This is a genomic window from Azospirillum endophyticum, assembly GCF_016595245.1.
Taxonomy (GTDB): domain Bacteria; phylum Pseudomonadota; class Alphaproteobacteria; order Azospirillales; family Azospirillaceae; genus Azospirillum; species Azospirillum endophyticum.
Map to the genome: position 1 here is coordinate 460,665 of NZ_JAENHM010000058.1, position 21,704 is coordinate 482,368.

The 21,704-nt window shown below is 68.3% G+C and carries 15 protein-coding genes; 12 read left to right on the forward strand and 3 right to left on the reverse strand.

The annotated features are described in order from the left end of the window. The first annotated feature begins 39 nt into the window (after nt 1–39). The 8 genes from JHL17_RS20510 (at nt 40) to JHL17_RS20545 (ending at nt 9,513) form a co-directional block, all read left to right on the forward strand. Complete coding sequence (locus JHL17_RS20510; RefSeq protein WP_200195871.1) at nt 40–996, forward strand: acetaldehyde dehydrogenase (acetylating); 957 nt, start codon at nt 40–42, stop codon at nt 994–996. Further along, the gene (dmpG, locus tag JHL17_RS20515; RefSeq protein ID WP_200195873.1) at nt 993–2,015 is read left to right on the forward strand and encodes a 4-hydroxy-2-oxovalerate aldolase; all 1,023 of its coding nucleotides are present in this window, start codon (nt 993–995) and stop codon (nt 2,013–2,015) included. The genes JHL17_RS20510 and dmpG overlap by 4 nt, the downstream gene beginning before the upstream one ends. Nucleotides 2,016–2,040: 25 nt before the next feature. Beyond that, a complete protein-coding gene (locus JHL17_RS20520; protein WP_200195875.1) occupies nt 2,041–2,805 on the forward strand; it encodes an SDR family oxidoreductase in 765 nt (254 codons plus the stop codon). Nucleotides 2,806–2,833: 28 nt separating this feature from the next. Further along, nucleotides 2,834–4,621 carry an IlvD/Edd family dehydratase gene (locus JHL17_RS20525; RefSeq protein WP_200195877.1) on the forward strand — a complete coding sequence of 596 codons (1,788 nt, stop codon included), beginning with the start codon at nt 2,834–2,836 and terminating at the stop codon, nt 4,619–4,621. A 28-nt stretch (nt 4,622–4,649) separates the two neighbouring features. After that, nucleotides 4,650–5,420 (forward strand): HpcH/HpaI aldolase family protein, encoded by a 771-nt coding sequence (locus tag JHL17_RS20530; protein WP_200195879.1) that lies wholly within the window; start codon nt 4,650–4,652, stop codon nt 5,418–5,420. 181 nt (nt 5,421–5,601) lie between these two features. Continuing rightward, entirely contained in the window at nt 5,602–6,627 is a 1,026-nt protein-coding gene (locus JHL17_RS20535; protein WP_247893686.1) for a TRAP transporter substrate-binding protein, read from the forward strand. Between the two features lie 19 nt (nt 6,628–6,646). Continuing rightward, complete coding sequence (locus JHL17_RS20540) at nt 6,647–8,536, forward strand: TRAP transporter large permease (RefSeq protein ID WP_200195882.1); 1,890 nt, start codon at nt 6,647–6,649, stop codon at nt 8,534–8,536. A gap of 8 nt (nt 8,537–8,544) precedes the next feature. After that, on the forward strand, nt 8,545–9,513 hold the full coding sequence (locus JHL17_RS20545; RefSeq protein ID WP_200195884.1) for an amidohydrolase family protein: 969 nt from the start codon (nt 8,545–8,547) through the stop codon (nt 9,511–9,513). Nucleotides 9,514–9,693: 180 nt separating this feature from the next. On the opposite strand, the gene JHL17_RS20550 is transcribed toward JHL17_RS20545, so the two are convergent. Together JHL17_RS20550 and JHL17_RS20555 are read right to left on the reverse strand one after the other, a co-directional pair. After that, nucleotides 9,694–10,374, reverse strand: a complete 681-nt coding sequence (locus JHL17_RS20550) for a TetR/AcrR family transcriptional regulator (protein WP_200195886.1) — start codon at nt 10,372–10,374, stop codon at nt 9,694–9,696. A 64-nt stretch (nt 10,375–10,438) separates the two neighbouring features. Continuing rightward, nucleotides 10,439–11,101 (reverse strand): TetR/AcrR family transcriptional regulator, encoded by a 663-nt coding sequence (locus JHL17_RS20555; protein ID WP_200195888.1) that lies wholly within the window; start codon nt 11,099–11,101, stop codon nt 10,439–10,441. A gap of 186 nt (nt 11,102–11,287) precedes the next feature. On the opposite strand from JHL17_RS20555, the gene JHL17_RS20560 reads away from it, so the two are divergent. Together JHL17_RS20560 and JHL17_RS20565 are read left to right on the forward strand one after the other, a co-directional pair. After that, on the forward strand, nt 11,288–12,490 hold the full coding sequence (locus JHL17_RS20560; protein WP_200195890.1) for an efflux RND transporter periplasmic adaptor subunit: 1,203 nt from the start codon (nt 11,288–11,290) through the stop codon (nt 12,488–12,490). 46 nt (nt 12,491–12,536) lie between these two features. Then, nucleotides 12,537–15,689, forward strand: coding sequence for an efflux RND transporter permease subunit (locus JHL17_RS20565; RefSeq protein ID WP_200195892.1), 3,153 nt, complete (start codon nt 12,537–12,539; stop codon nt 15,687–15,689). A gap of 175 nt (nt 15,690–15,864) precedes the next feature. Here the strand turns inward: JHL17_RS20565 and JHL17_RS20570 are convergent, their stop codons facing one another. Then, on the reverse strand, nt 15,865–18,651 hold the full coding sequence (locus tag JHL17_RS20570) for a GAF domain-containing hybrid sensor histidine kinase/response regulator (RefSeq protein WP_247893687.1): 2,787 nt from the start codon (nt 18,649–18,651) through the stop codon (nt 15,865–15,867). Between the two features lie 341 nt (nt 18,652–18,992). Between JHL17_RS20570 and JHL17_RS20575 the strand changes: the two genes are divergently transcribed. Both JHL17_RS20575 and JHL17_RS20580 read left to right on the forward strand, forming a co-directional pair. Beyond that, nucleotides 18,993–20,252, forward strand: a complete 1,260-nt coding sequence (locus JHL17_RS20575; protein ID WP_200195896.1) for a cation:proton antiporter domain-containing protein — start codon at nt 18,993–18,995, stop codon at nt 20,250–20,252. Between the two features lie 129 nt (nt 20,253–20,381). Next, on the forward strand, nt 20,382–21,380 hold the full coding sequence (locus tag JHL17_RS20580) for an LLM class flavin-dependent oxidoreductase (protein WP_200195898.1): 999 nt from the start codon (nt 20,382–20,384) through the stop codon (nt 21,378–21,380). Nucleotides 21,381–21,704: the final 324 nt, after the last annotated feature.

Consider the following 21,704-nt stretch of genomic DNA (forward strand, 5'->3'; position numbering starts at 1 on the left):
TGGCCATTCCCGCCCGTCCTCCGCCGAAAGGATCGTGCAATGGCAAAGCAAAAGGTTGCGATCATCGGATCGGGCAACATCGGTACCGACCTGATGATCAAGGTGATGCGCGAAGCCCGGCATCTGGAGATGGCGGCGATGGTCGGCGTCGATCCGGCATCCGAAGGACTGGCGCGGGCGCAGCGGCTCGGCATCATGACGACGGCGGAAGGCCTGGACGGCCTGCGCCGGTCCCCCGTCTACGACGACATCGGCATCGTCTTCGACGCCACCTCGGCCAAGGCCCATGTCCGCCACGCCGAACTCCTGGCGCAGGACGGCAAGACGGTGATCGACCTGACGCCTGCGGCGGTCGGTCCCTATGTGGTGCCGCCGGTCAACCTCGACGCCCATCTGGACCGGATCGCCGATGCCGGCCGCGGCGCCAACGTCAACATGGTGACCTGCGGCGGACAGGCGACGATCCCGATCGTCGCCGCGGTCTCCCGGGTGGCGAAGGTCCATTATGCGGAGATCGTCGCCTCCATCGCCTCGAAATCCGCCGGCCCCGGCACCCGCGCCAACATCGACGAATTCACCGAGACGACCTCCCGCGCGATCGAACAGGTCGGCGGGGCCGAGCACGGCAAGGCGATCATCGTGCTGAACCCGGCCGAGCCGCCGGTGATCATGCGCGATACGGTCTACTGCCTCGCCGAGACCGAGGACGAGGCGGCGGTCCGCGCCTCCGTCGAGGCGATGGTCGAGACCGTCCAGGCCTATGTGCCGGGCTACCGGCTGAAGCAGGACATCCAGTTCGAACGGATCGGCCACAACGATCCCCTGCCGATTCCCGGAGTGGGTCCGCGCTCCGGCCTGAAGGTGACGGTGCTGCTGGAGGTGGAGGGCGCCGGCCACTACCTGCCGGCCTATGCCGGAAACCTGGACATCATGACCTCCGCTGCGCTGGCCGCTGCCGAGCGGATGGTCGAACGCCGCATGCAGGAGGCCGCATGATGACGGAACGGCTCTATATCCAGGACGTGACGCTGCGCGACGGGATGCACGCGATCCGCCACCAGTACGGGCTGGATGCGGTGACCGCCATCGCCCGGGCGCTGGACGCCGCCCGCGTCGATGCCATCGAGGTCTCCCATGGCGACGGGCTCGCCGGGTCGAGCTTCAACTACGGCTTCGGGCGCCATTCCGACCTGGACTGGATCGAGGCGGTCGCCGCCACCCTGACCCACGCGAGGCTGACGACGCTGCTGCTGCCGGGGATCGGCACCGTGCATGACCTGGCGGCGGCCAAGGCGGCCGGCGTCGCCTCCGTCCGGATCGCCACCCACTGCACCGAGGCCGACGTCGCCGCCCAGCACATCGCCTTCGCGCGGTCCATCGGGCTCGACGTCGCCGGCTTCCTGATGATGGCCCACATGCTGGAGCCGGCGGCGCTGGCCGAACAGGCGAAGCTGATGGAGGAGTACGGCGCCCATTGCGTCTACGTCACCGATTCGGCGGGCGCCCTGACCATGACCGGGGTGGCGGAGCGGGTGGACGCCCTGCGCCAGTCCCTCGGGGACGGGACGCAGGTCGGCATCCATGCCCATCACAACCTGTCCCTCGGCGTCGCGAATTCCGTCGTCGCCGTGGAGCATGGCGCCGTACGGGTCGACGCCTCGCTGGCCGGCATGGGGGCCGGGGCCGGCAACGCTCCGCTGGAGGTGTTCGTCGCCGTCGCCGACCGCATGGGGTTCGCCCATGGCTGCGACCTGTTCGGCCTGATGGACGCCGCCGACGACCTCGTCCGGCCCTTGCAGGACCGGCCGGTCCGCGTCGACCGCGAGACGCTCTCCCTCGGCTATGCCGGGGTCTATTCGTCCTTCCTGCGCCATGCGGAGAAGGCGTCGGCGCTCTACGGGGTCGACGCGCGGGACATCCTGGTGGAACTCGCCCGCCGCCGCATGGTCGGCGGACAGGAGGACATGATCGTCGACGTGGCGCTCGATCTCGTTCGGGCGCGGGAAAACGCCTGAACGGCGGCGGGACGGGGAGGAAGGAATGTCGCCTGAAAAGACGGCGGGGGTCGCGGTGGTCACCGGGGCCGGGTCGGGGATCGGGCGCCGGGTGGCGCTTGCCCTGCACGGGGCGGGACACCGCGTGGTGCTGGCAGGGCGCCGGGCGGCGCCGTTGGACGAGACGCTGGAGGCCATGGGCGACACGGCCGGCCGGGCGCTGGCGGTGCCGACCGACGTCACCGCCCCCGATGCGGTCGAGGAGCTGTTCGAACGGACCGTGGCCGTGTTCGGACGGGTCGACCTCCTGTTCAACAACGCCGGCAGCTTCGCCGGCGGCGGGCCGGTCGACGCCGTCACCGCCGAGGATTGGCGGCGTTCCATCGACGTGAACCTGACCGGCAGCTTCCTGGTCGCCCAGGCCGCGTTCCGGCGGATGAAGGCGCAGATTCCGCAGGGTGGGCGGATCATCAACAACGGATCGATCTCCGCCCATGTGCCGCGCCCGAACGCCGTCGCCTACACGGCCGCCAAGCATGCGGTCACCGGCCTGACCAGGGCGATCGCGTTGGAGGGACGGGGCTGGAACATCGCCTGCGGCCAGATCGACATCGGCAACGCCGCCACCGACATGACCAGCGCGATGGAACGCGGCATGCTCCAGGCCGACGGGCGGATCGTCCCCGAACCCACCATCGACGGCGCGCACGTCGCCGCGGCGGTCCTCCAGATGGCGGCCCTGCCGCTGGAGGCGAACATTCCCTTCATGACCATCATGGCGACGCGCATGCCCTACATCGGGCGCGGCTGAACGACGCCTTCCGGGAGAGACGCAGGACATGACAGCAGGAGAGACGGCAGGAACCCGCCGGTTCCGTTCGCAGGACTGGTTCGACAATCCGGACCACATCGACATGACCGCGCTCTATCTGGAGCGCTTCATGAACTACGGCACCACGCCGGAGGAGCTGCGCTCCGGCAAGCCGATCATCGGCATCGCGCAGAGCGGCAGCGACCTGTCGCCCTGCAACCGGGTCCATGTCGATCTGGCCCGGCGGGTGCGCGACGGCATCCGCGACGCCGGCGGCATCCCCATCGAATTCCCGACCCACCCGATGTTCGAGAACTGCAAGCGGCCGACGGCCGCGCTCGACCGCAACCTCGCCTATCTCGGGCTGGTGGAGATCCTCTACGGCTACCCGATCGACGCCGTGGTGCTGACCACCGGCTGCGACAAGACCACCCCCGCCGCCCTGATGGCGGCGGCCACGGTCGACATCCCGGCGATCGTCCTGTCCGGCGGACCGATGCTGGACGGCTGGCACGAAGGCCGGCTGGCCGGCTCGGGCATGGTGATCTGGCAGGCCCGCCGCAAGCTGGCGAAGGGCGAGATCGACGAGGAGGGCTTCCTGCAGGAGGCCATGGATTCGGCCCCCTCGCTCGGGCACTGCAACACCATGGGCACTGCCTCCACCATGAACGCGATGGCCGAAGCCCTGGGGATGTCGCTGACCGGCTGCGCGGCGATCCCGGCACCCTACCGGGCACGCGGACAGATGGCCTACCGCACCGGCCGGCGCATCGTCGAGATGGCGCATGAGGATTTGCGCCCGTCACGGATCCTGACCCGCGCCGCCTTCCTGAACGCCGTCCGCGTCAACTCGGCGATCGGCGGGTCGACCAACGCGCCGCCGCACCTGATCGCGATGGCCCGCCATGCCGGAGTGGAGCTGACGATCGAGGATTTCCAGACCCACGGCCATGCCGTGCCGCTGCTCGCCAACGTGCAGCCGGCCGGCGCCTATCTCGGCGAACGGTTCCACCGGGCTGGCGGGGTGCCGGCGGTGATGTGGGAGCTGCTGCAGGCGGAGCTGCTCGACGGATCCTGCCTGACCGTCGCCGGCAACACCCTGGCCGAGGCCCTCGCCGGCCGGGAAAGCCCCGACCGCGAGGTCATCACCCCCTTCGCCCTGCCGGTCAAGGAGATGGCCGGCTTCACCGTTCTTTCCGGCAACCTGTTCGACAGCGCCATCCTGAAGACGAGCGTGATCTCGCCCGACTTCCTTGCCCGCTACCTGGCCGACCCGGACCGTCCGGGCCTGTTCGAGGGGCGGGCCGTGGTGTTCGACGGGTCGGAGGATTATCACGCCCGCATCAACGACCCGGACCTCGCCATCGACGAGCGCTGCATCCTGGTGGTGCGCGGCGCCGGACCGCTCGGCTGGCCGGGCTCGGCGGAGGTGGTGAACATGCAGCCGCCCGACGCCCTGCTTCGGCGCGGCATCACCAGCCTGCCGACGATCGGCGACGGCCGCCAGTCCGGCACCTCCGACAGCCCGTCGATCGTCAACGCCGCGCCGGAAAGCGCCGCCGGCGGCGGGCTGGCATGGCTGCGGACCGGCGACATCATCCGCATCGACCTGAACGCCCGGCGTTGCGACATGCTGGTCGCGGACGAGGAGTTGGCCCGCCGCCGCGCCGAAGGCACGCCGCCGGTGCCGGCCAGCGCCACCCCCTGGCAGGCGCTGTACCGCCAGACCACCGGCCAGCTGGCCGACGGCGCCTGCCTGGAGCAGGCGCTGGACTTCCAGCGGATCGCGCGGACCCTGCCGCGCCACAACCATTGAGCCCCTCCCATCGAAAGGCGGTTCCGTCATGCTCCGTCCCCTGCGCGACCGGCTCCGCGACCCGGCGCCGCTGATCACCGTCTTCTCCATCATCCGCAGCGTCGAGGTCGTCGAGATCATGGCGCTGGCCGGCTTCGACGCCGTCATCCTCGACCTGGAGCACGGCCCCTACGGGATCGAGGCCGCCGGACCGCTGGTCGTCGCCGCGCGGTCGCGCGGGCTGTACCCGATCATCCGCGTCCAGCGCAACGACGCGGCGATGATCGGCGCCGCGCTCGACGTCGGAGCCGCCGGCGTGCTGGTGCCGCAGGTCGCCTCCGCGGCCGAGGCGCAGGCCGCGGTGTCGGCTGCCCGCTTCGCACCCGACGGCACGCGCGGCGCCAACTCCTGGGTCCGGGCGGCCGGCTTCGCCGGCGGCCCCGACTGGTTCGCCCAGGCCAATTCCGAGGTGGCGGTCATCGTGATGATCGAGGGCCGGCAGGGGGTGGAGGCCGCCGCCGACATCCTGCGGACCCCCTCGTTGGACGGCGTGTTCCTCGGACCGGTCGATCTGTCGCACGCGCTGGGCGTTCCCGGCCGCACCGACCACCCGCTGGTCGTCGCGCGGATGGCCGAGGTGATGGCCGAAGCCCGGGAAAAGGGCCGCGCCGCCGCCGTCTTCGCCCCGACGATCGACGCGGCGCGGCGCTGGCTCGGCCAGGGAGCAGGCATGGTCGCGGTCGGGGTCGACACCGGCCACATCCTGGCCGCACTGACCGCGGTGGCCGGAGGCATCCGCGAACAGGTCTCCGCCCCATGATGGTTGGCGGCACGAACGGATTTGCCAGACGGTCCGGCAGCTGTTAGTATATTTACAAATATATAAGACCGGTGCCGGTCAACGGCCGGCATGGATTGGGAGTGGCCAACGCGACCCGTCCGGTCGCCCCGGCCGCCATGCCGGCGCCCTGGTCGATAATAAAACACCGAAGGGAGAAGCTATGAAAGACATGACCATCCATCGCCGGTCCTTCCTGGGCGGCACCCTGGGCGGGGCGGCGGCCCTCGGCTGCAACCTGCTGAGCTTCCCGGCCGATGCCGCCGAATTCCGGCTGCGCTTCGGCAACAACCAGGTGGCCGACTATCCGTTGAACGTCCGCATGCGCGAAGCGGCCGACCGCATCCGTGAGCGGACCGGCGGCCGGGTCGAACTGCTGGTCTTCCCGGCCGGTCAGCTCGGCACCGACACCGACATGCTGTCGCAGGTGCGCTCGGGCGCGCTGCAGTTCTACTCGGCCTCCGGGCTGGTGCTCTCGACGCTGGTGCCGGTGTCGGCGATCAACGCGCTCGGCTTCATCTTCGCCGATTACGGCCAGGTCTGGGCGGCGATGGACGGGGATCTGGGCGCCACCATCCGCGCAAGCATCGAGAAAGTCGGCTTGGTGGCCTTCCCCAAGATGTTCGACATCGGCTTCCGCCAGATCACCAGCAACGAGGCTCCCATCCGCAAGCCCGACGATCTCAAGGGCTTCAAGATCCGCATCCCGCCGAGCCTGCTCGGCGTGTCGATGTTCAAGGCGCTGAACGCCGCGCCGGTGACGCTGAACTGGGCGGAAACCTACACGGCGATGCAGACCCGGGTGGTTGACGGCCAGGAGAACCCGCTGTCGATCATCAATTCGGGCAAGTTCTACGAGGTGCAGAAATACTGTGCGCTGACCGGCCACATGTGGGACGGCTACTGGTTGCTGGGTAACGGAGCGGGCTTCCGGCGCCTGCCGAAGGACGTCCAGGACATCTTGGCCGAGGAATTCGCCAAGGCCGCCGCGGACGACCGCGCCGATATCGCCCAACTGGAAAGCTCGATGAAGGGAAGCCTGGAAAGCAAGGGCATGACCTTCGCCACGACCGACCAGGGGACCTTCCGTGCGGCCTTGCAACAGGCCGGCTTCTACAAGGAGTGGCGCGGCAAGTTCGGCGAGGATGCCTGGAAGGTCCTGGAAAAATACACCGGCACGCTCACCTGACGGCAGGATGGGGACAACCATGACAACCGCAAGAACCGCGTCGGCGGGCCCTATTGCCGGTGGCGGCGAACATCCGCTGCTGCGCCTGGAGGCTCTGCTCGGCGCCGCCACGGAAGCCCTGGCGGGGGCGCTGCTGCTGGTCGAGACGGCCATCCTGTTCGTCGGCGTCCTGGCGCGCTACTTCGCGCAATCACCGATCATCTGGGTCGACGAGGTCGCGTCGACCCTGTTCATCTGGCTCGCCATGCTGGGCGCGGTCATCGCCCTGCGGCGTACCGAGCACATGCGACTGACCACGGTGGTCGGCGCGATGAACGGCGTCTGGCGGGCGCGCTGCGAGGCGGCCAGCCTGCTGCTGGCCTTGGCGCTCGTCCTCTTCCTGATCGGACCGTCGCTCGAGTACACGGTCGAGCAGGTGGCGATCGTCAAGCCGGTGACCGAGATATCCGACGCCTACCGCACGGCGGCCATCCCGGTGGGGCTTGGGTTGATGGCCCTGTTCCTGCTGCGCATGATCGTGACCAGCCTGCCGTGGCAGCGGGCGGCGGCGGTCGTCGCGTGCGGGCTGGTGCTGGCCGGCGCCGCCTGGCTCGGGCGCGATGCGCTGACCGAGCTCGGCAACTGGAACCTGGTGCTGTTCTTCGTCCTGATGATCGGCGTCATGATCATGATCGGCGTCCCGATCGCCTTCGCCTTCGGCCTGGCGACGTCCAGCTTTCTCCAGACGGTAACCGACCTGCCGGAAAGCATCGTCATCAGCCGGCTGGACGAAGGGATGTCGAGCATCATCCTGCTGTCCATTCCGCTGTTCATCTTTCTCGGCCACCTGATCGTGGCGACGGGATTGGCCCGCGCCATGGTGATGTTCCTGGTCGCTCTGCTCGGCCACATCCGGGGTGGGCTGTCCTACACGCTGATTGCCGCCATGTACCTCGTCTCCGGCATCTCCGGTGCGAAGGCGGCGGACATGGCCGCGGTGGCTCCGGTCCTGTTCCCCGAGATGAAGCGGCGCGGTGCCGACGAGGGCGAACTGGCGGCGCTGCTCGCCGCCTCCGGTGCGATGGCGGAGACGATCCCGCCCAGCATCGTCCTGATCATCATCGGCTCGGTCGCCAGCGTGTCGATCAGCGCGCTGTTCATTGCCGGGCTCATGCCGGCCCTGATCGGAGCGGTGATGCTGGCGGTGGTGGTGTTCCTGCGCTCGCGCCGGGCGGACGCCGCCGGGGCCGGACATCCGGCGGTGGAATGGGCCGGCTGGCCGGCCGTGGGACGGGCGCTGGCGCTGGCGGTGCCGGCCCTGATCCTGCCCCTGATCATCCGCGCCGCGGTCGTGGAAGGGGTCGCCACGGCGACCGAGGTGGCGACCATCGGAGTCGTCTATTCCCTTCTCGTCGGAATCCTGCTCTACCGCCGCTTCGATCCGGCGGACCTGTTCCGCATGCTGGTGGAGACGGCTTCGCTGTCGGGATCGATCCTGTTCATCATCGGCACCGCCAGCGGCATGGCCTGGGCGCTGACCCAGTCCGGACTGGCAAACGAGCTGTCCGCCCTGCTGACCGGGATGGGTGGCGGCAAGACCGGCTTCCTGCTGGTCAGCATCCTGATTTTCGTCGTGCTGGGCAGCCTGCTGGAAGGGCCGCCGGCCCTGCTGGTGTTCGCTCCGCTGCTGTTCCCGGTGGCGCGCATGATGGGGGTTCACGAGGTCCACTATGCGATGATCGTGATCCTGGCCATGGGGCTTGGGCTGTTCGCCCCACCTTTCGGGGTCGGCTACTACTTCACTTGCGCCATCGGCAAGATATCGCCCGATGCCGGCCTGCGGCACATCTGGATCTACCTTTCGGCCATCTTCGTCGCACTGATCCTGGTCACGCTGATCCCGTGGCTGTCGCTCGGCTTCCTCGGGTGAGGCCGACCATGGAGGCCAAACGAGGAGACGACGGAACGGCGACGGCCGCGATGCGGCCGGAACCATCCCGGTACGGGCTGGACGGGCTGGAGATCACCGATCCCCACCATCATCTCTGGGATCTGGGCCGCAATTCCTACCCATGGCTGACCGGGCCGATGGAAAAACGGATCTGCGGCGACTACACCGCCATCCGCCGCAACCATTTGGCGGGCGACTTCTTCGCAGCGGCCGACGGGCTGCGGCTGGTGCGTTCCGTCCATATCGAGGCGAACAGCGACCATGCCGACCCGGTGCGCGAGACCCGCTGGCTGCAGGCGGTGGCCGACTCACCCGAGAATCGCGGCTTCCCGCAAGGCATCGTCGCTTATTGTGATCTCTCCAGCCCCGATGCGCAGGAGACGATCGAGCGGCACCGCGAAGCCCGCAATCTGCGCGGCCTGCGCCAGATGCTGCACGAGGTGATGCTCGGCCGGCCCGGGGAGAGCCGGCCGCTCTACGAGGATCCGGTCTGGCGCCGGAATTTGGCATCCCTGTCCCGCCACGATTTAAGCTTCGACCTGCAGGTCTATCCCGAACAGATGGAGGAAGCCCATGGCGTGGTGGCGGAAAATCCCGACGTCCGTTTCGTTCTGTGTCACACCGGCCAGCCCGCCAACCAGACTCCGGACGGGCTGGAGCGTTGGCGGACCGGGATGCGCCGGCTGGCCGAGTTGCCGAACCTCGCCCTGAAAATCTCCGGCTTCGGGATGTTCGATCGCGGATGGACGGTCGAGTCCATCCGCCCGATCGTCATCGAGGCGGTCGCAGCCTTCGGAACGCGGCGGTCGATGTTCGCTTCGAACGACCCGGTCGACGGCTTGGCGCGCCGCTATTGCGACATATGGCTTGCCTATGCAGCCGTCACCGCCGATTTTTCCGTCGACGAGCGCCGAAGGCTTTTCTCTGCCAACGCAAACGCCTTCTACCGTCTTTGAATGCCGTGATGGGCTGGTGCCAGAGCCGAAAAGTTGCAGCTTTTCAACTCTGGTACAGCCATGTGGGCACATGCCCGCGACGCCAAGGCCCGCGGCCCCTTGTTCCCCATATCGGGCCGTCCGGCGTTTGAAGGGCTGCAAAATGCCGACCGAAAGTCGGAACTTCCCATCATTGGGGTATCAGCCCCCCTTCGTCTCCGGCGCGCGGGCGCCGTTCAGGAACAGCCGCACCGCCTGCCGGACATAGCGGTCGAGGTCGGGGATGGCGGGCGCGCGCTGCGGCAGGATCAGGCGGCGGATCACCAGATTGCCGGTGACCATGCCCAGGAAGGCCTGGGCGGCGGCGGCCGGATCCTCGATGCGGAGTTCCCCCTTGTCCGACAGCCGCTGCAGATAGTCCGCCAACCGGCCGATGGCGTTTTCCGGCCCGATGCGGAAGAAGGCCTCGGCGATGTCGGGCACGCGGTCGCCCTCCGCGATCAGGATGCGGACGGTGCCGGTGGTCTCCTCGGCCAGCAGGGCCTTGACCAGATGCAGGGCGAAGGCGGTCAGCCCGGCTTCCGGCGTCACCCGCTCGTCAGCCTGGGCCGGGGCGAGGCCGGAGAGGATCATGGCGTTGTCCTCCTCCATGATGGCGCGGAACAGGCCCTCCTTGTCGCCGAAATGCTCGTACAGCGTGGCGCGGGAGCCGCCGGCCTCGGCGATGATGTCGCTGAGCGTCGTCTTCTCGAACCCCTTTTCGAGGAATAGCCGCCGCGCCGTCGCCAGGATCGCCTGCCGGCGCGCCATGCCGCGCGGTCCCCAGGTGGACGGATCCTTTGTTGTGCCGGGTGTTGTGCCTGGATGGTTGCTGCTGGTCATCGTCGTGTTTTCCCGGCGATCCGGCCTCTGGTGATCCAGGTGCCGGATTTCCCGTATCGTTCCGTCATGGGGTGGAGGGCGCGGCGCCGCGCAGGAACAGCCGGACGCCGGCGCGCACATAGCGTTCCACCGCCGCGAAATCGACCGGCCGGTCCGGCAGGATCAGCCGCTCCATCAGCAGGTTGCCGGTCACCATTCCGCAGAAGGCCTGTGCCGCCATCTCCGGATCGTCGATGCAGATCCGCCCGCGGGCGTCCAGGTCGCGCAGGCAGTTCGCCATCTGCGCCCGCGTGCGCTCCGGGCCGACACGGACGAAGGTCTCCACCAGATCGGGGATGCGGGCACTCTCCGAGATCAGGGTGCGCAGGATGGTGGTGGTCTGCGGCGCCATCAGCGTTTCGGCGATGTGCAGCGCGATCCGGTTCAGCCGCTCTTCAGGGTCGGCGATATGGTCGGGCGCGGCGTTTTCCGCCATGGTCTCCAGCACGCGGGCGCAATGCTCCTCCATCATGGCGCGGAACAGGCCGTCCTTGTCGCCGAAATGCTCGTACAGCGTGGCGCGGGACCCGCCGGCCAGCTTCAGCACGTCGCTGAGCGAGGTGGCGGCATAGCCCTTTTCCACGAACAGTGTGGCTGCGGCATCCAACAGCGCCCGGCAGCGCGCATGCCCGCGTCCGGTTCCCGTCGCCGTCCCTTGACCTCTATGTTCCAGCCCCATATCGGGCATTTGCGGAACCCCCTTGCGCGGTGCAGCATTCTGAATGTATCGTCCAGTACACTGTACTGTATGAGACAGTACTAAGCAACGGGGATGAGCCGGACCATCCGTAGCCCGGACCGAAGGTCGGCTTGAAGCCCGGCGTAGCAGGGAGACGGGGTCCGCAAGACGCGCGGCGCCGAGACGAGGGAAGAGATGTCGAAATCCAACTCATTCATGACGCTGGCCGCGGCGGCCTGCCTGATCGCGGTGCTCGCCGGCTGCAACCAGCAGAAGCAGGCGTCCGGCCAGCCCCAGGGCGGCGGCCCGCCCGAGGTGTCGGTCGCCACCATCGAGCCGCAGCGCCTGCCGGTGACCACCGAGCTTCCGGGCCGCACCGCCCCCTACCGGGTGGCGGAAATCCGCCCGCAGGTCAGCGGCATCGTGCTGAAGCGCCTGTTCCGCGAGGGTAGCGAGGTCAAGGCGGGCGACCAGCTCTACCAGATCGACCCCGCCACCTACGAGGCGTCGCTGGCCAGCGCCCAGGCCGACGTCCAGAAGGCCGAGGCCAATCTGCAGGCCGCCCGCAACAAGGCGTCGCGCTACGGCGATCTGGTCAAGAACAGCGTGGTCAGCAAGCAGGACTTCGACGACGTCCAGGCCTCGCTGAAGCAGAACGAGGCGCAGGTCGCCTCGGCGAAAGCCGCCTACAACCTCGCCAGCATCAACCTGAACTACACCAAGGTGTTCGCCCCGATCTCCGGCCGCATCGGCAAGTCGGGGGTGACGGAAGGCGCGCTGGTCACCGCCAACCAGGGCACGGCGCTCGCCACCATCCAGCAGTTCGACCCGATCTACGTCGACGTGACGCAGACCGCCTCGCAGCTGATGAAGCTGCGCGAGGACATGGCGACCGGCCGTATCCGCCCGGCGGAACCCGGCAAGATCCCGGTGACGCTGTTCCTGAACAGCAACGCCAGCGGCGACGACACCGCCTATCCGGCGAAGGGCGAGCTGCAGTTCTCCGACGTGACGGTGGATGCCGGCACCAGCTCGGTCCAGCTGCGCGCGGTCTTCCCCAATCCGAAGAAGGACCTGCTGCCCGGCCTGTTCGTCCGCGCCCGCGTCGAGCAGGGGGTGGCCGAGAACGCCATCACCGTGCCGCAGGCCGCGGTCGCCCGCTCGCCGGACGGTTCCGCCCGCGTCTGGGTGGTGGGCGCCGACAACAAGGTGGCCCCGCGCACCATCAAGACCGAACGCCCGGTCGGCAATGTCTGGCTGGTGTCGGACGGGCTGGCTCCCGGCGACCGCATCGTCGTCGAAGGCCTGCAGAAGCTCAAGCCGGGTGCCGAGGTGAAGCCGGTGCCGGCCCAGAACGCCCTCGCCTCGCTGCCCGAAAAGGCCGCTTCGGCCCGCTGATCCCAGGTACCGCCCGCCCGGGTACCGCTCGTAGGATACCGCCCTCATGTCAAAATTCTTCATCGACCGGCCGGTCTTCGCCTGGGTCATCGCCATCGTCATCATGATGGCCGGTGCGCTGGCGATCCTGCGGCTGCCCGTCGAGCAATATCCGAAGATCGCGCCGCCCACGGTGTCGATCACCGCCAGCTATCCCGGCGCCTCGGCCAAGACGCTGGAGGACACGGTCACCCAGGTCATCGAGCAGAAGATGACCGGGCTCGACCATTTCCGCTACATGTCCTCCAACAGCGACTCCTCCGGCAACGTCACCATTACCCTGACCTTCGAGCCGGAGGCCAACCCCGACATCGCCCAGGTCCAGGTGCAGAACAAGCTGCAGCTGGCCACCCCCCTGCTGCCGCAGGAGGTCCAGCAGCGCGGCATTCAGGTCTCCAAGGCCGGCAACGACTTCCTGCTGGTGGTCGGTTTCGTGTCCAGCGACGGGCGGCTCAGCCAGGGCGACATCGCCGACTACGTCACCTCCAACCTCCAGGACACGCTGAGCCGCGTCGAGGGCGTCGGCGACATCACCGTTTTCGGGCCGCAGCATGCCATGCGCATCTGGCTCGACCCCGACGCGCTGAACAACTTCGCGCTGACCACCACCGACGTCGCCAACGCGATCAAGACCCAGAACGCCCAGGTCTCGGCCGGCCAGCTCGGCGGCGCCCCGGCGGTCCAGGGCCAGCAGATCAACGCCACCATCACCGCCCAGTCGCGGCTCCAGACGCCGGAGCAGTTCGGCGCCATCCTGCTGCGCGTGAACCCCGACGGGTCGCAGGTCCGGCTGCGCGACGTCGCGCGGATCGAGATCGGGTCCGAGACCTACGAGATCAACGCCGCCTACAACGGCAAGCCGGCGGCCGGCGTCGGCATCAAGCTGGCGACCGGCGCCAACGCGCTGAACACCGCCGCCGCGGTCAAGGCCCGCGTTGCCGAGCTCCAGCCCTACTTCCCGGCCGGCATCGAGGTCATCTACCCCTACGACACGACGCCCTTCGTCCAGCTGTCGATCCACGAGGTGATCAAGACGCTGTTCGAGGCCATCGTCCTCGTTTTCGTCGTGATGTACCTGTTCCTGCAGAATTTCCGCGCGACGCTGATCCCGACCATCGCGGTTCCGGTGGTGCTGCTCGGCACCTTCGGCGTGATGTCGGCCTTCGGCTTCTCCATCAACGTGCTGACCATGTTCGGCATGGTGCTGGCGATCGGCCTGCTGGTCGACGACGCCATCGTCGTCGTCGAGAATGTCGAGCGCGTGATGGGCGAGGAGGGGCTCCCCCCGCGCGAGGCGACGCGCAAGTCGATGGACCAGATCACCGGCGCGCTGGTCGGCATCGCGCTGGTGCTGTCGGCGGTGTTCGTGCCGATGGCCTTCTTCGGCGGGTCGGCCGGCGCCATCTACCGCCAGTTCTCGCTGACCATCGTGTCGGCCATGGCGCTGTCGGTACTGGTCGCCTTGGTGCTGACCCCGGCGCTCTGCGCCACCCTGCTGAAGCCGGTCGCCGGCCATGGGGAGGGGCACGGCCATGCCCGCGGCGGCTTCTTCGGCCTGTTCAACCGCGGCTTCGATGCCGGCAGCCGGGTCTATGTCCGCGGCGTGCGCGGCGCGATCAACCGGCTGGGCCGCTATTTCATCGCCTATGCCCTGATCCTGGGCGGGCTTGGCTACCTGTTCGTGCAGATGCCGTCCTCCTTCCTGCCGACGGAGGATCGCGGCCAGCTGTTCGTGCTGTGGTCGGCCCCGCCGAACGCCAGCTCGCAGCGCACGGCCGAGACCGCCAAGGCCGTCACCGCCTATATGCTGGAAAAGGAGAAGGACAGCGTCGAGGGCCTGTTCACCATCGTCGGCTTCAACTTCTCCGGTCGCGGCCAGAATGCGGGCATGGCCTTCGTCCGCCTGAAGGACTGGAGCGAACGCACCCAGGCGTCGCAGAAGCCGCAGGCCATCGCCGGCCGGGTGATGGGGGCGATGTCGAAGCTGAAGGACGCGGTGCTCTTCTCCTTCCTGCCGCCCTCGGTTCCCGGCCTCGGCAACGCCACCGGCTTCGACCTTCAGCTGGTCGACCGCGGCGGGCTTGGCCATGACCGGCTGATGCAGGCGCGCAACCAGCTGCTGGGTGCGGCGGCGCAGAACCCGAAGCTGGTCGGCGTCCGTCCCAACGGCCTGGAGGACACGCCGCAGTTCAAGCTGGATGTCGACCGCGAGAAGGCGAGCGCGCTCGGCCTGTCGCTCAGCGACATCAACACGACGCTGTCGGCGGCCTGGGGCTCGTCCTACGTCAACGACTTCATCGACCAGGGCCGGGTGAAGAAGGTCTATCTCCAGGCCGACGCGCCCTACCGCATGCAGCCCAGCGACATCGACCGCTGGTATGTCCGCAACGCCGGCGGCCAGATGGTCCCCTTCTCCGCCTTCACCACGGCGCAGTGGATCTACGGCTCGCCGAAGCTGGAGCGCTACAACGGCTCCTCCTCGCTGAACATCCAGGGATCGGCCGCACCGGGCATCAGCTCGGGCGAGGCGATGACCGAGATGGAGACGCTGATGCAGAAGCTGCCGCCGGGCATCGGCTACGAGTGGACCGGCCTGTCCTACGAGGAGCGGCTCAGCGGCTCGCAGGCGCCGGCGCTCTACGCCCTGTCGATGATCATCGTCTTCCTCTGCCTCGCCGCCCTGTACGAGAGCTGGTCGGTGCCGGTGTCGGTCATCCTGGTGGTGCCGCTGGGCGTCATCGGTGCCGTCCTCGCGGCGACGCTGCGCGGCCTGCCGAGCGACGTCTATTTCCAGGTCGGCCTGCTGACCACCATCGGCCTGTCGGCGAAGAACGCCATCCTGATCGTGGAGTTCGCCAAGGCGCTGTACGACCAGGGCATGGAGTTGAAGGAAGCCGCGGCGGAGGCCTGCCGCCAGCGCCTGCGACCCATCATCATGACCTCGATGGCCTTCATCCTCGGCGTGCTGCCGCTGGCGATCAGCACCGGCGCCGGGTCGGAGAGCCAGAACGCCATCGGCGTCGGCGTGATGGGTGGCATGATCTCCGCCACCGTGCTGGCGGTGCTGTTCGTGCCGGTCTTCTTCGTCGCCGTCTACCGGCTGTTCGTCCGCAGGCGGCCGGGGCATGACGCCCTGCCGCAGCCGGCGGCGGGGGATTGAGGCGGGGTACGCCCGCCTCAATCCCCCGCGAAATCCCCCTCTCCCCCTGCTCACGCGCAAACTTCGTTTGCGCTGACGCGACAGGCGGACCTCCGGTCCGCCGAAAGCGGGGAGAGGGTCGGGGTGAGGGGGATGCATGGTGAGGATCTCTTCGGCGTTGCCGAACCCCCTCATCCTAACCTTCTCCCCGGGGGGGAGAAGGGATCTCCACCCCCGCCCGGCTCGCCTCCGTCAGCAGCGTGTCCAGCACCTGCACCAGATGGTCGATGCGGTAGGGCTTCGGCAGCACCATCACGCCCGTCGCGCGGGCGACCTCCTCGCTGTAGCCGGTCGCCAGCACGACGGGAAGGTCCGGGTGGAGCCGTCGCGCCGACCGCGCCAGATCGACGCCGCTCATGGTGCCGGGCATCACCACATCGCTGAACAGCAGGTCGAAACCGCCGGCTTCCAGCAGCGGCAGCGCCTCGTCGGCGCTGGCGGCGCGGGTGATGGCGAAGCCGGCATCCTCCAGCGCGGTCGCCACGGTCAGGGCGACGATGGGATCGTCCTCGACCACCAGCACATGGCCGCCGGGCCGTCTGGCGCCGGCTTCCGCCACCGCCGGTTCGGCCGCCGTTGCCGGCACGGTGCCGGACCGGCGGATCAGCAGGCCGATGGCGGTGCCGCGCCCCTCCTCGCTCTCGATCCAGGCGGTTCCGCCGGAGTGCCGGGCGAATCCATAGACCTGTGACAGTCCCAGCCCGCTTCCCTTGCCGATCTCCTTGGTGGTGAAGAAGGGATCGAAGGCCCGTGCCCGCACCTCGTCCGGCATGCCGGTTCCGGTGTCGCTGACCCTCAGCCGCACGAAATCGCCCGTCAGCCCTTCGGGGGCTTGCGGGTCGCCGGGCGTCAGGGTCACGTTGGCTGCCCGGATCGCCAGCATGCCGCCGTCGGGCATCGCGTCCCGCGCATTGACCACGAGGTTCAGCAGGGCGAGCTCGAGCTGGGTCGCATCGACCTCCACCGCCCACAATCCCGCGGCGAAGTCGATCTCCAGCCGGATGTCGGCGCGGAGCGCTTGGTTCAGCAGTTCCGACATGCCGAGCACGCGGTCGCGCAGATCGACCGTTTCCGGCCGCAGGGCCTGCCGGCGGGCGAAAGCCATCAGTTGCTGCACCAGCTTGGCGCCGCGGTCCACCGCCTGCCGTCCGGCATCGACCAGCGGCTGGATGCGCGTCCTCTCCGCCCGTTTCTCGATCATGTGCAGGCAGCCGGACAGCGCCTGGAGCAGGTTGTTGAAATCATGGGCGACGCCGCCGGTCATCTGGCCGAGCGCCTCCGTCTTCTGGGCCTGCAGCAGCGTGACCTGGACACGTTCGCGTTCCGCCACCTCCTCGGCGACGCGGGCCTCCAGCGTGGCGTTGAGCTGCTGCAGCTCCTCCTCCGCCCGCTTGGCCTCGGTAACGTCGCTGCCTTCCACGAACAGGCCGGTGACGTGCCCGTCCTCGTCCTTGATCGGCTGATAGACGAAGGTGAGGAAGCGTTCCTCCAGCGGTTCGCCGGGCGAGCGCTGGACCCGGATCGGCAGGCCGTGCCCAACGAAGGTCTGGCCGCTGCCGTAGACCCGGTCGAGCAGTTCGAAGAAGCCCTGTCCCTGCACCTCCGGCAGCGCTTCTCTCGCGGGCCGGTTCACCAGATCGCGGTGACCGACGAGCTGCAGATAGGCGTCGTTCGCCATCTCGAAGACATGGTCCGGTCCGCGCAGGACGCACATGAAGCTCGGCGCCTGCCGAAACAAGGTGCGCAGCCGCTCCCCTTCCGCCGCCAGCCGGGCATTGGCCGCCTCCACCGCGGCGCGTTCATGGATCAGCGCCTTGTTGGCGGCGCGCAGGGCCGTTTCGGCGAGCGCGCGTTCCATTGCGGCCCAGGTCCGCTCCGCCACATCCTCCGCCAAGGCCACGTCGGTGCCGGTCCAATGGCGGGACTTGGCTTCGTGCAGATAGAGGATCGCCGTCAGCCGCCCCGCCTTCAGCAACGGCACCACCAGCAGCGATCGCGTTCCGATGCCGGCGAAGGCCGCGGCGGGGCCGCCGCCATCGGCTTGCGGCCCGATCCCGTGTGGCTCGATGGTGCGCGGGTCGGTGGAGACGTCGTCGACCCGCAGCGTGTATCCGGCCCGCAGTTCGGCGATCAGGTCGGGACCGAAGCTGTCGAGCGGCCTGGACTGTCCCGCGAGGCTCTCCACCCCGCTGTCGCTCCAGTCCCGGTCCACCGAGACCGTGCCGCCGGCCGGATCGATGCGGCCATAGCCGGCCCGGGCCACGCCGAGATGGCGGCCGATGGCCTCGGCGGCGGTGGCGGTGATGCTGACCGGATCGTTCAGTCCGCGCAGCCGTTCCGCCAGATCGAGCTGGAACGTCAGCCGCCGTTCGGCGAGAACCCGGGCGGTGTTCTCGGTGCAGGCGCAGAACATGCCGGCGACGCGATTGGCTTCGTCGCGGACCGGGCTGTAGGAGAAGGTGAAATACGTCTCCTCCCGATAGCCGTGACGCTCCATGAACAGCTGCAGATCCTGATGGTAGAACGCTTCGCCGGACAAGGCCCGCGCCACCAGCGGGATCAGCTGGCTCCATGTTTCCGCCCACACCTCGGCGAAGGGACGGCCCAGCGCCTCCGGCTTGTCGCCCAGGATCGGGCGGTAGCTGTCGTTGTAGAGGAAGGTCAGTTCCGGCCCCCAGGCCGTGAACATCGGAAAGCTCGAGGTCAGCATCAGGTTGACGATGGTGCGCAGCGATTGCGGCCATTGCTCCGCCGGACCCAGCGGCGTGGTGGACCAGTCCATCCTCCGCATCCGTTCGCCCATCTCCCCGCCGCCGGTGAAGACGTCCGGGCTGCCGCGGAGCTCTCCGTCCGCCTCGTCATTCGCGCCCGAACCGCCGTTGCCAGTCTTCCGGCTGCGGCCGGCGATGGCCGCTTGCCGCATGCGGAGGGCTTCCTGCCAGACCGGATCGGCCATCATGGGGCGAAGGCCGTCGCTGCGGATCCGCGGCGATGCGTCCCGATCGTCCAACACAAAAGGGAAATTTCCATGCGGATCATGGCGCGGGCATGGGAAGTCGTAAGAGGGATGGCAATCAGTGATCTCCAGCCATTTGGGAGTATTTTTTCTGAATCCTCTCGCCGGTGCGACGTTCCTGCCTCCGTCGATGTTGTCAGGAACATTGCAGTCCAGTAGCGGTTTCTTGCCCTCTCCGAAAGAGTGGTCGCTCAGCCGTTCAATCTATGCCGCTTTCTTCGGCCATGCGGCCTTTTCGGAGAATGACCGTGGGTCCGTTCCCTCTCTCCGCCATCCTGTTGAGCTTGGCGGCAATCTTCGGCTTCATCAACCATAGGTGGCTAAAGCTGCCCCGCACCATCGCGCTGTTCTTGCAGGGCTTGGCGCTGGCGCTGCTGATGACCGGCGCGGACTCGATCAGCGCCGGTCTGGGTGCCGGCGACTGGCTGCGCCGTCTGATCGAACAGATCAGCCTGCCGGAGATTCTGCTCGACGGCATCCTCAGCCTGCTGCTCTACGCCGCCGCGGTGAACGAGGATCTGGGCGCCCTGCTGAAACGGAAATGGACGGTGCTGGCTATGGCGACGCTGGGCGTCTTGCTGTTCACCGGGATGATGGGGCTGGGGCTGCGCGTCATTTTCGCGATGGCCGGGATCGATGTGCCGCTGATCTGGTGCCTGGTGCTTGGCGCGGCCGTCGCACCGACCGATCCGGTGGCGGTGCACGCCATCCTGGAACGGCTGCCGATCCCGGATACCCTGCGGTCGGTGATCTCGGGGGAAAGCCTGTTCAACGACGGCGCCGGCGTGGTGCTCTTCGTCACGCTGCTCCATCTCGCCACCGGCAGCGGCCGAGATCTGACCGCGGGAGAAGCGGCGCTCGACTTCGTGAAGGAGGCGTTCGGCGGTGCCGCCCTGGGCTTCGCCTGCGGCTGGATCGCCTATCAGGCGAAGCGGCGGGTCGACGAGAGCGCGGTGGAGCTGACCATCTCGCTGGCGCTGGTGCTGGGAACCTATTCGCTGGCCGACCGGTTCGGGCTGTCCGGGCCCATCGCCGTGGTGGTCGCCGGCCTGTTGATCGGCTCCACCACCGAGCGCCATGTCCGCAGCGACGAGAGCCGCCGCGACCTGCGCGTGGTCTGGACGATGATCGACGCGGTGCTGAACGCCCTGCTGTTCCTGCTGGTGGGGCTGGAGGCGACGGTGCTCATCGCCTGGACTTGGCCGTTCCTGATCGCAGCCCTGTTGGCCGTGCCGCTGGCGCTGGCGGCGCGTCTGTTCAGCCTGACCCCGGCCCTGCTGATGCATATGGGACGGAGCGGAAAGACGCGGGCGCTGGCCGTCCTGACCTGGGCGGGCCTGCGCGGCGGCGTCGCGGTGGCCCTGGTGCTGTCGCTGCCGGCCAGCCCTTATCGCGATCCCATCCTGGCGGTCTGCTATGTCGCGGTCGCCTTCAGCATCCTGGTGCAGGGACTGACGCTGGAACCGGTCGGCCGGCGGCTCTATGACGGATCAGGGGAGGAGCGGTAAGGGGCTCCTTCCAACGCAGGGCAGCCGCGCAGGCCGCGGCGTGGAACTCGCGCCGGTGCGACCATACCTTGAAACGGAACCGTTGGCCGCAAGCCGGCCCCCATCACGGCCCCCATCACGGATTGCGCCATGATCCCCTTTTCCGTTCTCGACCTCAGCCCGATCGTCCAGGGGGCGACCGCCGGCGACAGCTTCCGCAACACCCTCGACCTCGCCCGCCATGCGGAAGGCTGGGGGTACAAGCGCTATTGGCTGGCCGAGCACCACAACATGCCGGGCATTGCCAGTGCCGCCACCGCCGTGGTGATCGCCCATGTCGCTGCCGGCACCTCGACGATCCGCGTCGGGTCGGGCGGGGTGATGCTGCCCAATCATGCGCCGCTGGTGGTGGCCGAACAGTTCGGCACCCTGGAATCGCTCTATCCCGGCCGCATCGACCTCGGGCTCGGTCGTGCGCCGGGGACCGACATGATGACGGCGCGGGCCTTGCGCCGCGACATGACCGACAGCAGTGACCGCTTCCCGCAGGATGTCGTCGAGCTGCAGATGTATTTCGAGGAGCCGGAGCCCAACCAGCGCATCCGCGCCGTACCGGGGGCCGGGCTGAAGGTTCCCCTATGGCTGCTGGGCTCCAGCCTGTTCAGCGCGCAGCTGGCGGCGATGCTGGGGCTGCCTTTCGCCTTCGCTTCCCACTTCGCGCCGGACATGCTGATGGAGGCGCTGGCGATCTACCGCGCCCGCTTCGAGCCGTCGGCCACCTTGTCCAAGCCCCATGCCATGGTGGCCGCCAACCTGTTCGCCGCCGACACCGAGGCGGAGGCGCGGCGAATCTTCTCCTCCGCCCAGCAGCAGTTCGCCAACCTGCGCCGCGGCACGCCGGGCAAGCTGCCGCCGCCGGTCGACGACATCGAGTCCTGGTGGAGCAGCCCGGCCGAGAAGATGATGGTGGAGCGTGCGCTCGGCACCATGGCCGCGGTGGGCACGCCGGATCAGGTGGCGGCCAAGCTGTCGGAGATCGTTCGCGCCACCCAGGCGGACGAGCTGATCCTGGCCGGCCAAATCTACGACCATGCCGCCCGCCTGCGTTCCTTCCAGATCGGGGCGGAGCTGCGTGAGCGGATCGGGTGAAACCCGGTTCGGATGAAAATCGCGAGGGGGCGAAAAAAGCGCTTGCGCGGCATCGGCCAAGCGGCCTATACACCGCCTCCCGCGACGCAGCACGGTTCGAAAGAGCAGTGACGCTTCAAGGGAAACAGTGGTCCGACCAAGTAACTGCCGAGCGCCTCGAAAAAAAGAGGTTGACAGTGAAAGTAAAGATCGCTAAATAAGCTGAACAAGACGCGGTGATCCGGAACGGAGCGCCGCTGATTTCTCCGGAGAAATCTTCGGAAGCGACGCGTCTCAGCGTTGCGGGTTCTTTGACAAGTACATACCGTGTTGTGAGAAGGGATG

What these genes read in the sequence shown, in the direction of transcription:
- JHL17_RS20510 (WP_200195871.1), top strand. Translation starts at nt 40, where the DNA reads ATGGCAAAGCAAAAGGTTGCGATCATCGGATCGGGCAACATCGGTACC.
- dmpG (WP_200195873.1), top strand. Translation starts at nt 993, where the DNA reads ATGATGACGGAACGGCTCTATATCCAGGACGTGACGCTGCGCGACGGG.
- JHL17_RS20520 (WP_200195875.1), top strand. Translation starts at nt 2,041, where the DNA reads ATGTCGCCTGAAAAGACGGCGGGGGTCGCGGTGGTCACCGGGGCCGGG.
- JHL17_RS20525 (WP_200195877.1), top strand. Translation starts at nt 2,834, where the DNA reads ATGACAGCAGGAGAGACGGCAGGAACCCGCCGGTTCCGTTCGCAGGAC.
- JHL17_RS20530 (WP_200195879.1), top strand. Translation starts at nt 4,650, where the DNA reads ATGCTCCGTCCCCTGCGCGACCGGCTCCGCGACCCGGCGCCGCTGATC.
- JHL17_RS20535 (WP_247893686.1), top strand. Translation starts at nt 5,602, where the DNA reads ATGAAAGACATGACCATCCATCGCCGGTCCTTCCTGGGCGGCACCCTG.
- JHL17_RS20540 (WP_200195882.1), top strand. Translation starts at nt 6,647, where the DNA reads ATGACAACCGCAAGAACCGCGTCGGCGGGCCCTATTGCCGGTGGCGGC.
- JHL17_RS20545 (WP_200195884.1), top strand. Translation starts at nt 8,545, where the DNA reads ATGGAGGCCAAACGAGGAGACGACGGAACGGCGACGGCCGCGATGCGG.
- JHL17_RS20550 (WP_200195886.1), bottom strand. Translation starts at nt 10,374, where the DNA reads ATGACCAGCAGCAACCATCCAGGCACAACACCCGGCACAACAAAGGAT.
- JHL17_RS20555 (WP_200195888.1), bottom strand. Translation starts at nt 11,101, where the DNA reads ATGCCCGATATGGGGCTGGAACATAGAGGTCAAGGGACGGCGACGGGA.
- JHL17_RS20560 (WP_200195890.1), top strand. Translation starts at nt 11,288, where the DNA reads ATGTCGAAATCCAACTCATTCATGACGCTGGCCGCGGCGGCCTGCCTG.
- JHL17_RS20565 (WP_200195892.1), top strand. Translation starts at nt 12,537, where the DNA reads ATGTCAAAATTCTTCATCGACCGGCCGGTCTTCGCCTGGGTCATCGCC.
- JHL17_RS20570 (WP_247893687.1), bottom strand. Translation starts at nt 18,651, where the DNA reads ATGCGGCAAGCGGCCATCGCCGGCCGCAGCCGGAAGACTGGCAACGGC.
- JHL17_RS20580 (WP_200195898.1), top strand. Translation starts at nt 20,382, where the DNA reads ATGATCCCCTTTTCCGTTCTCGACCTCAGCCCGATCGTCCAGGGGGCG.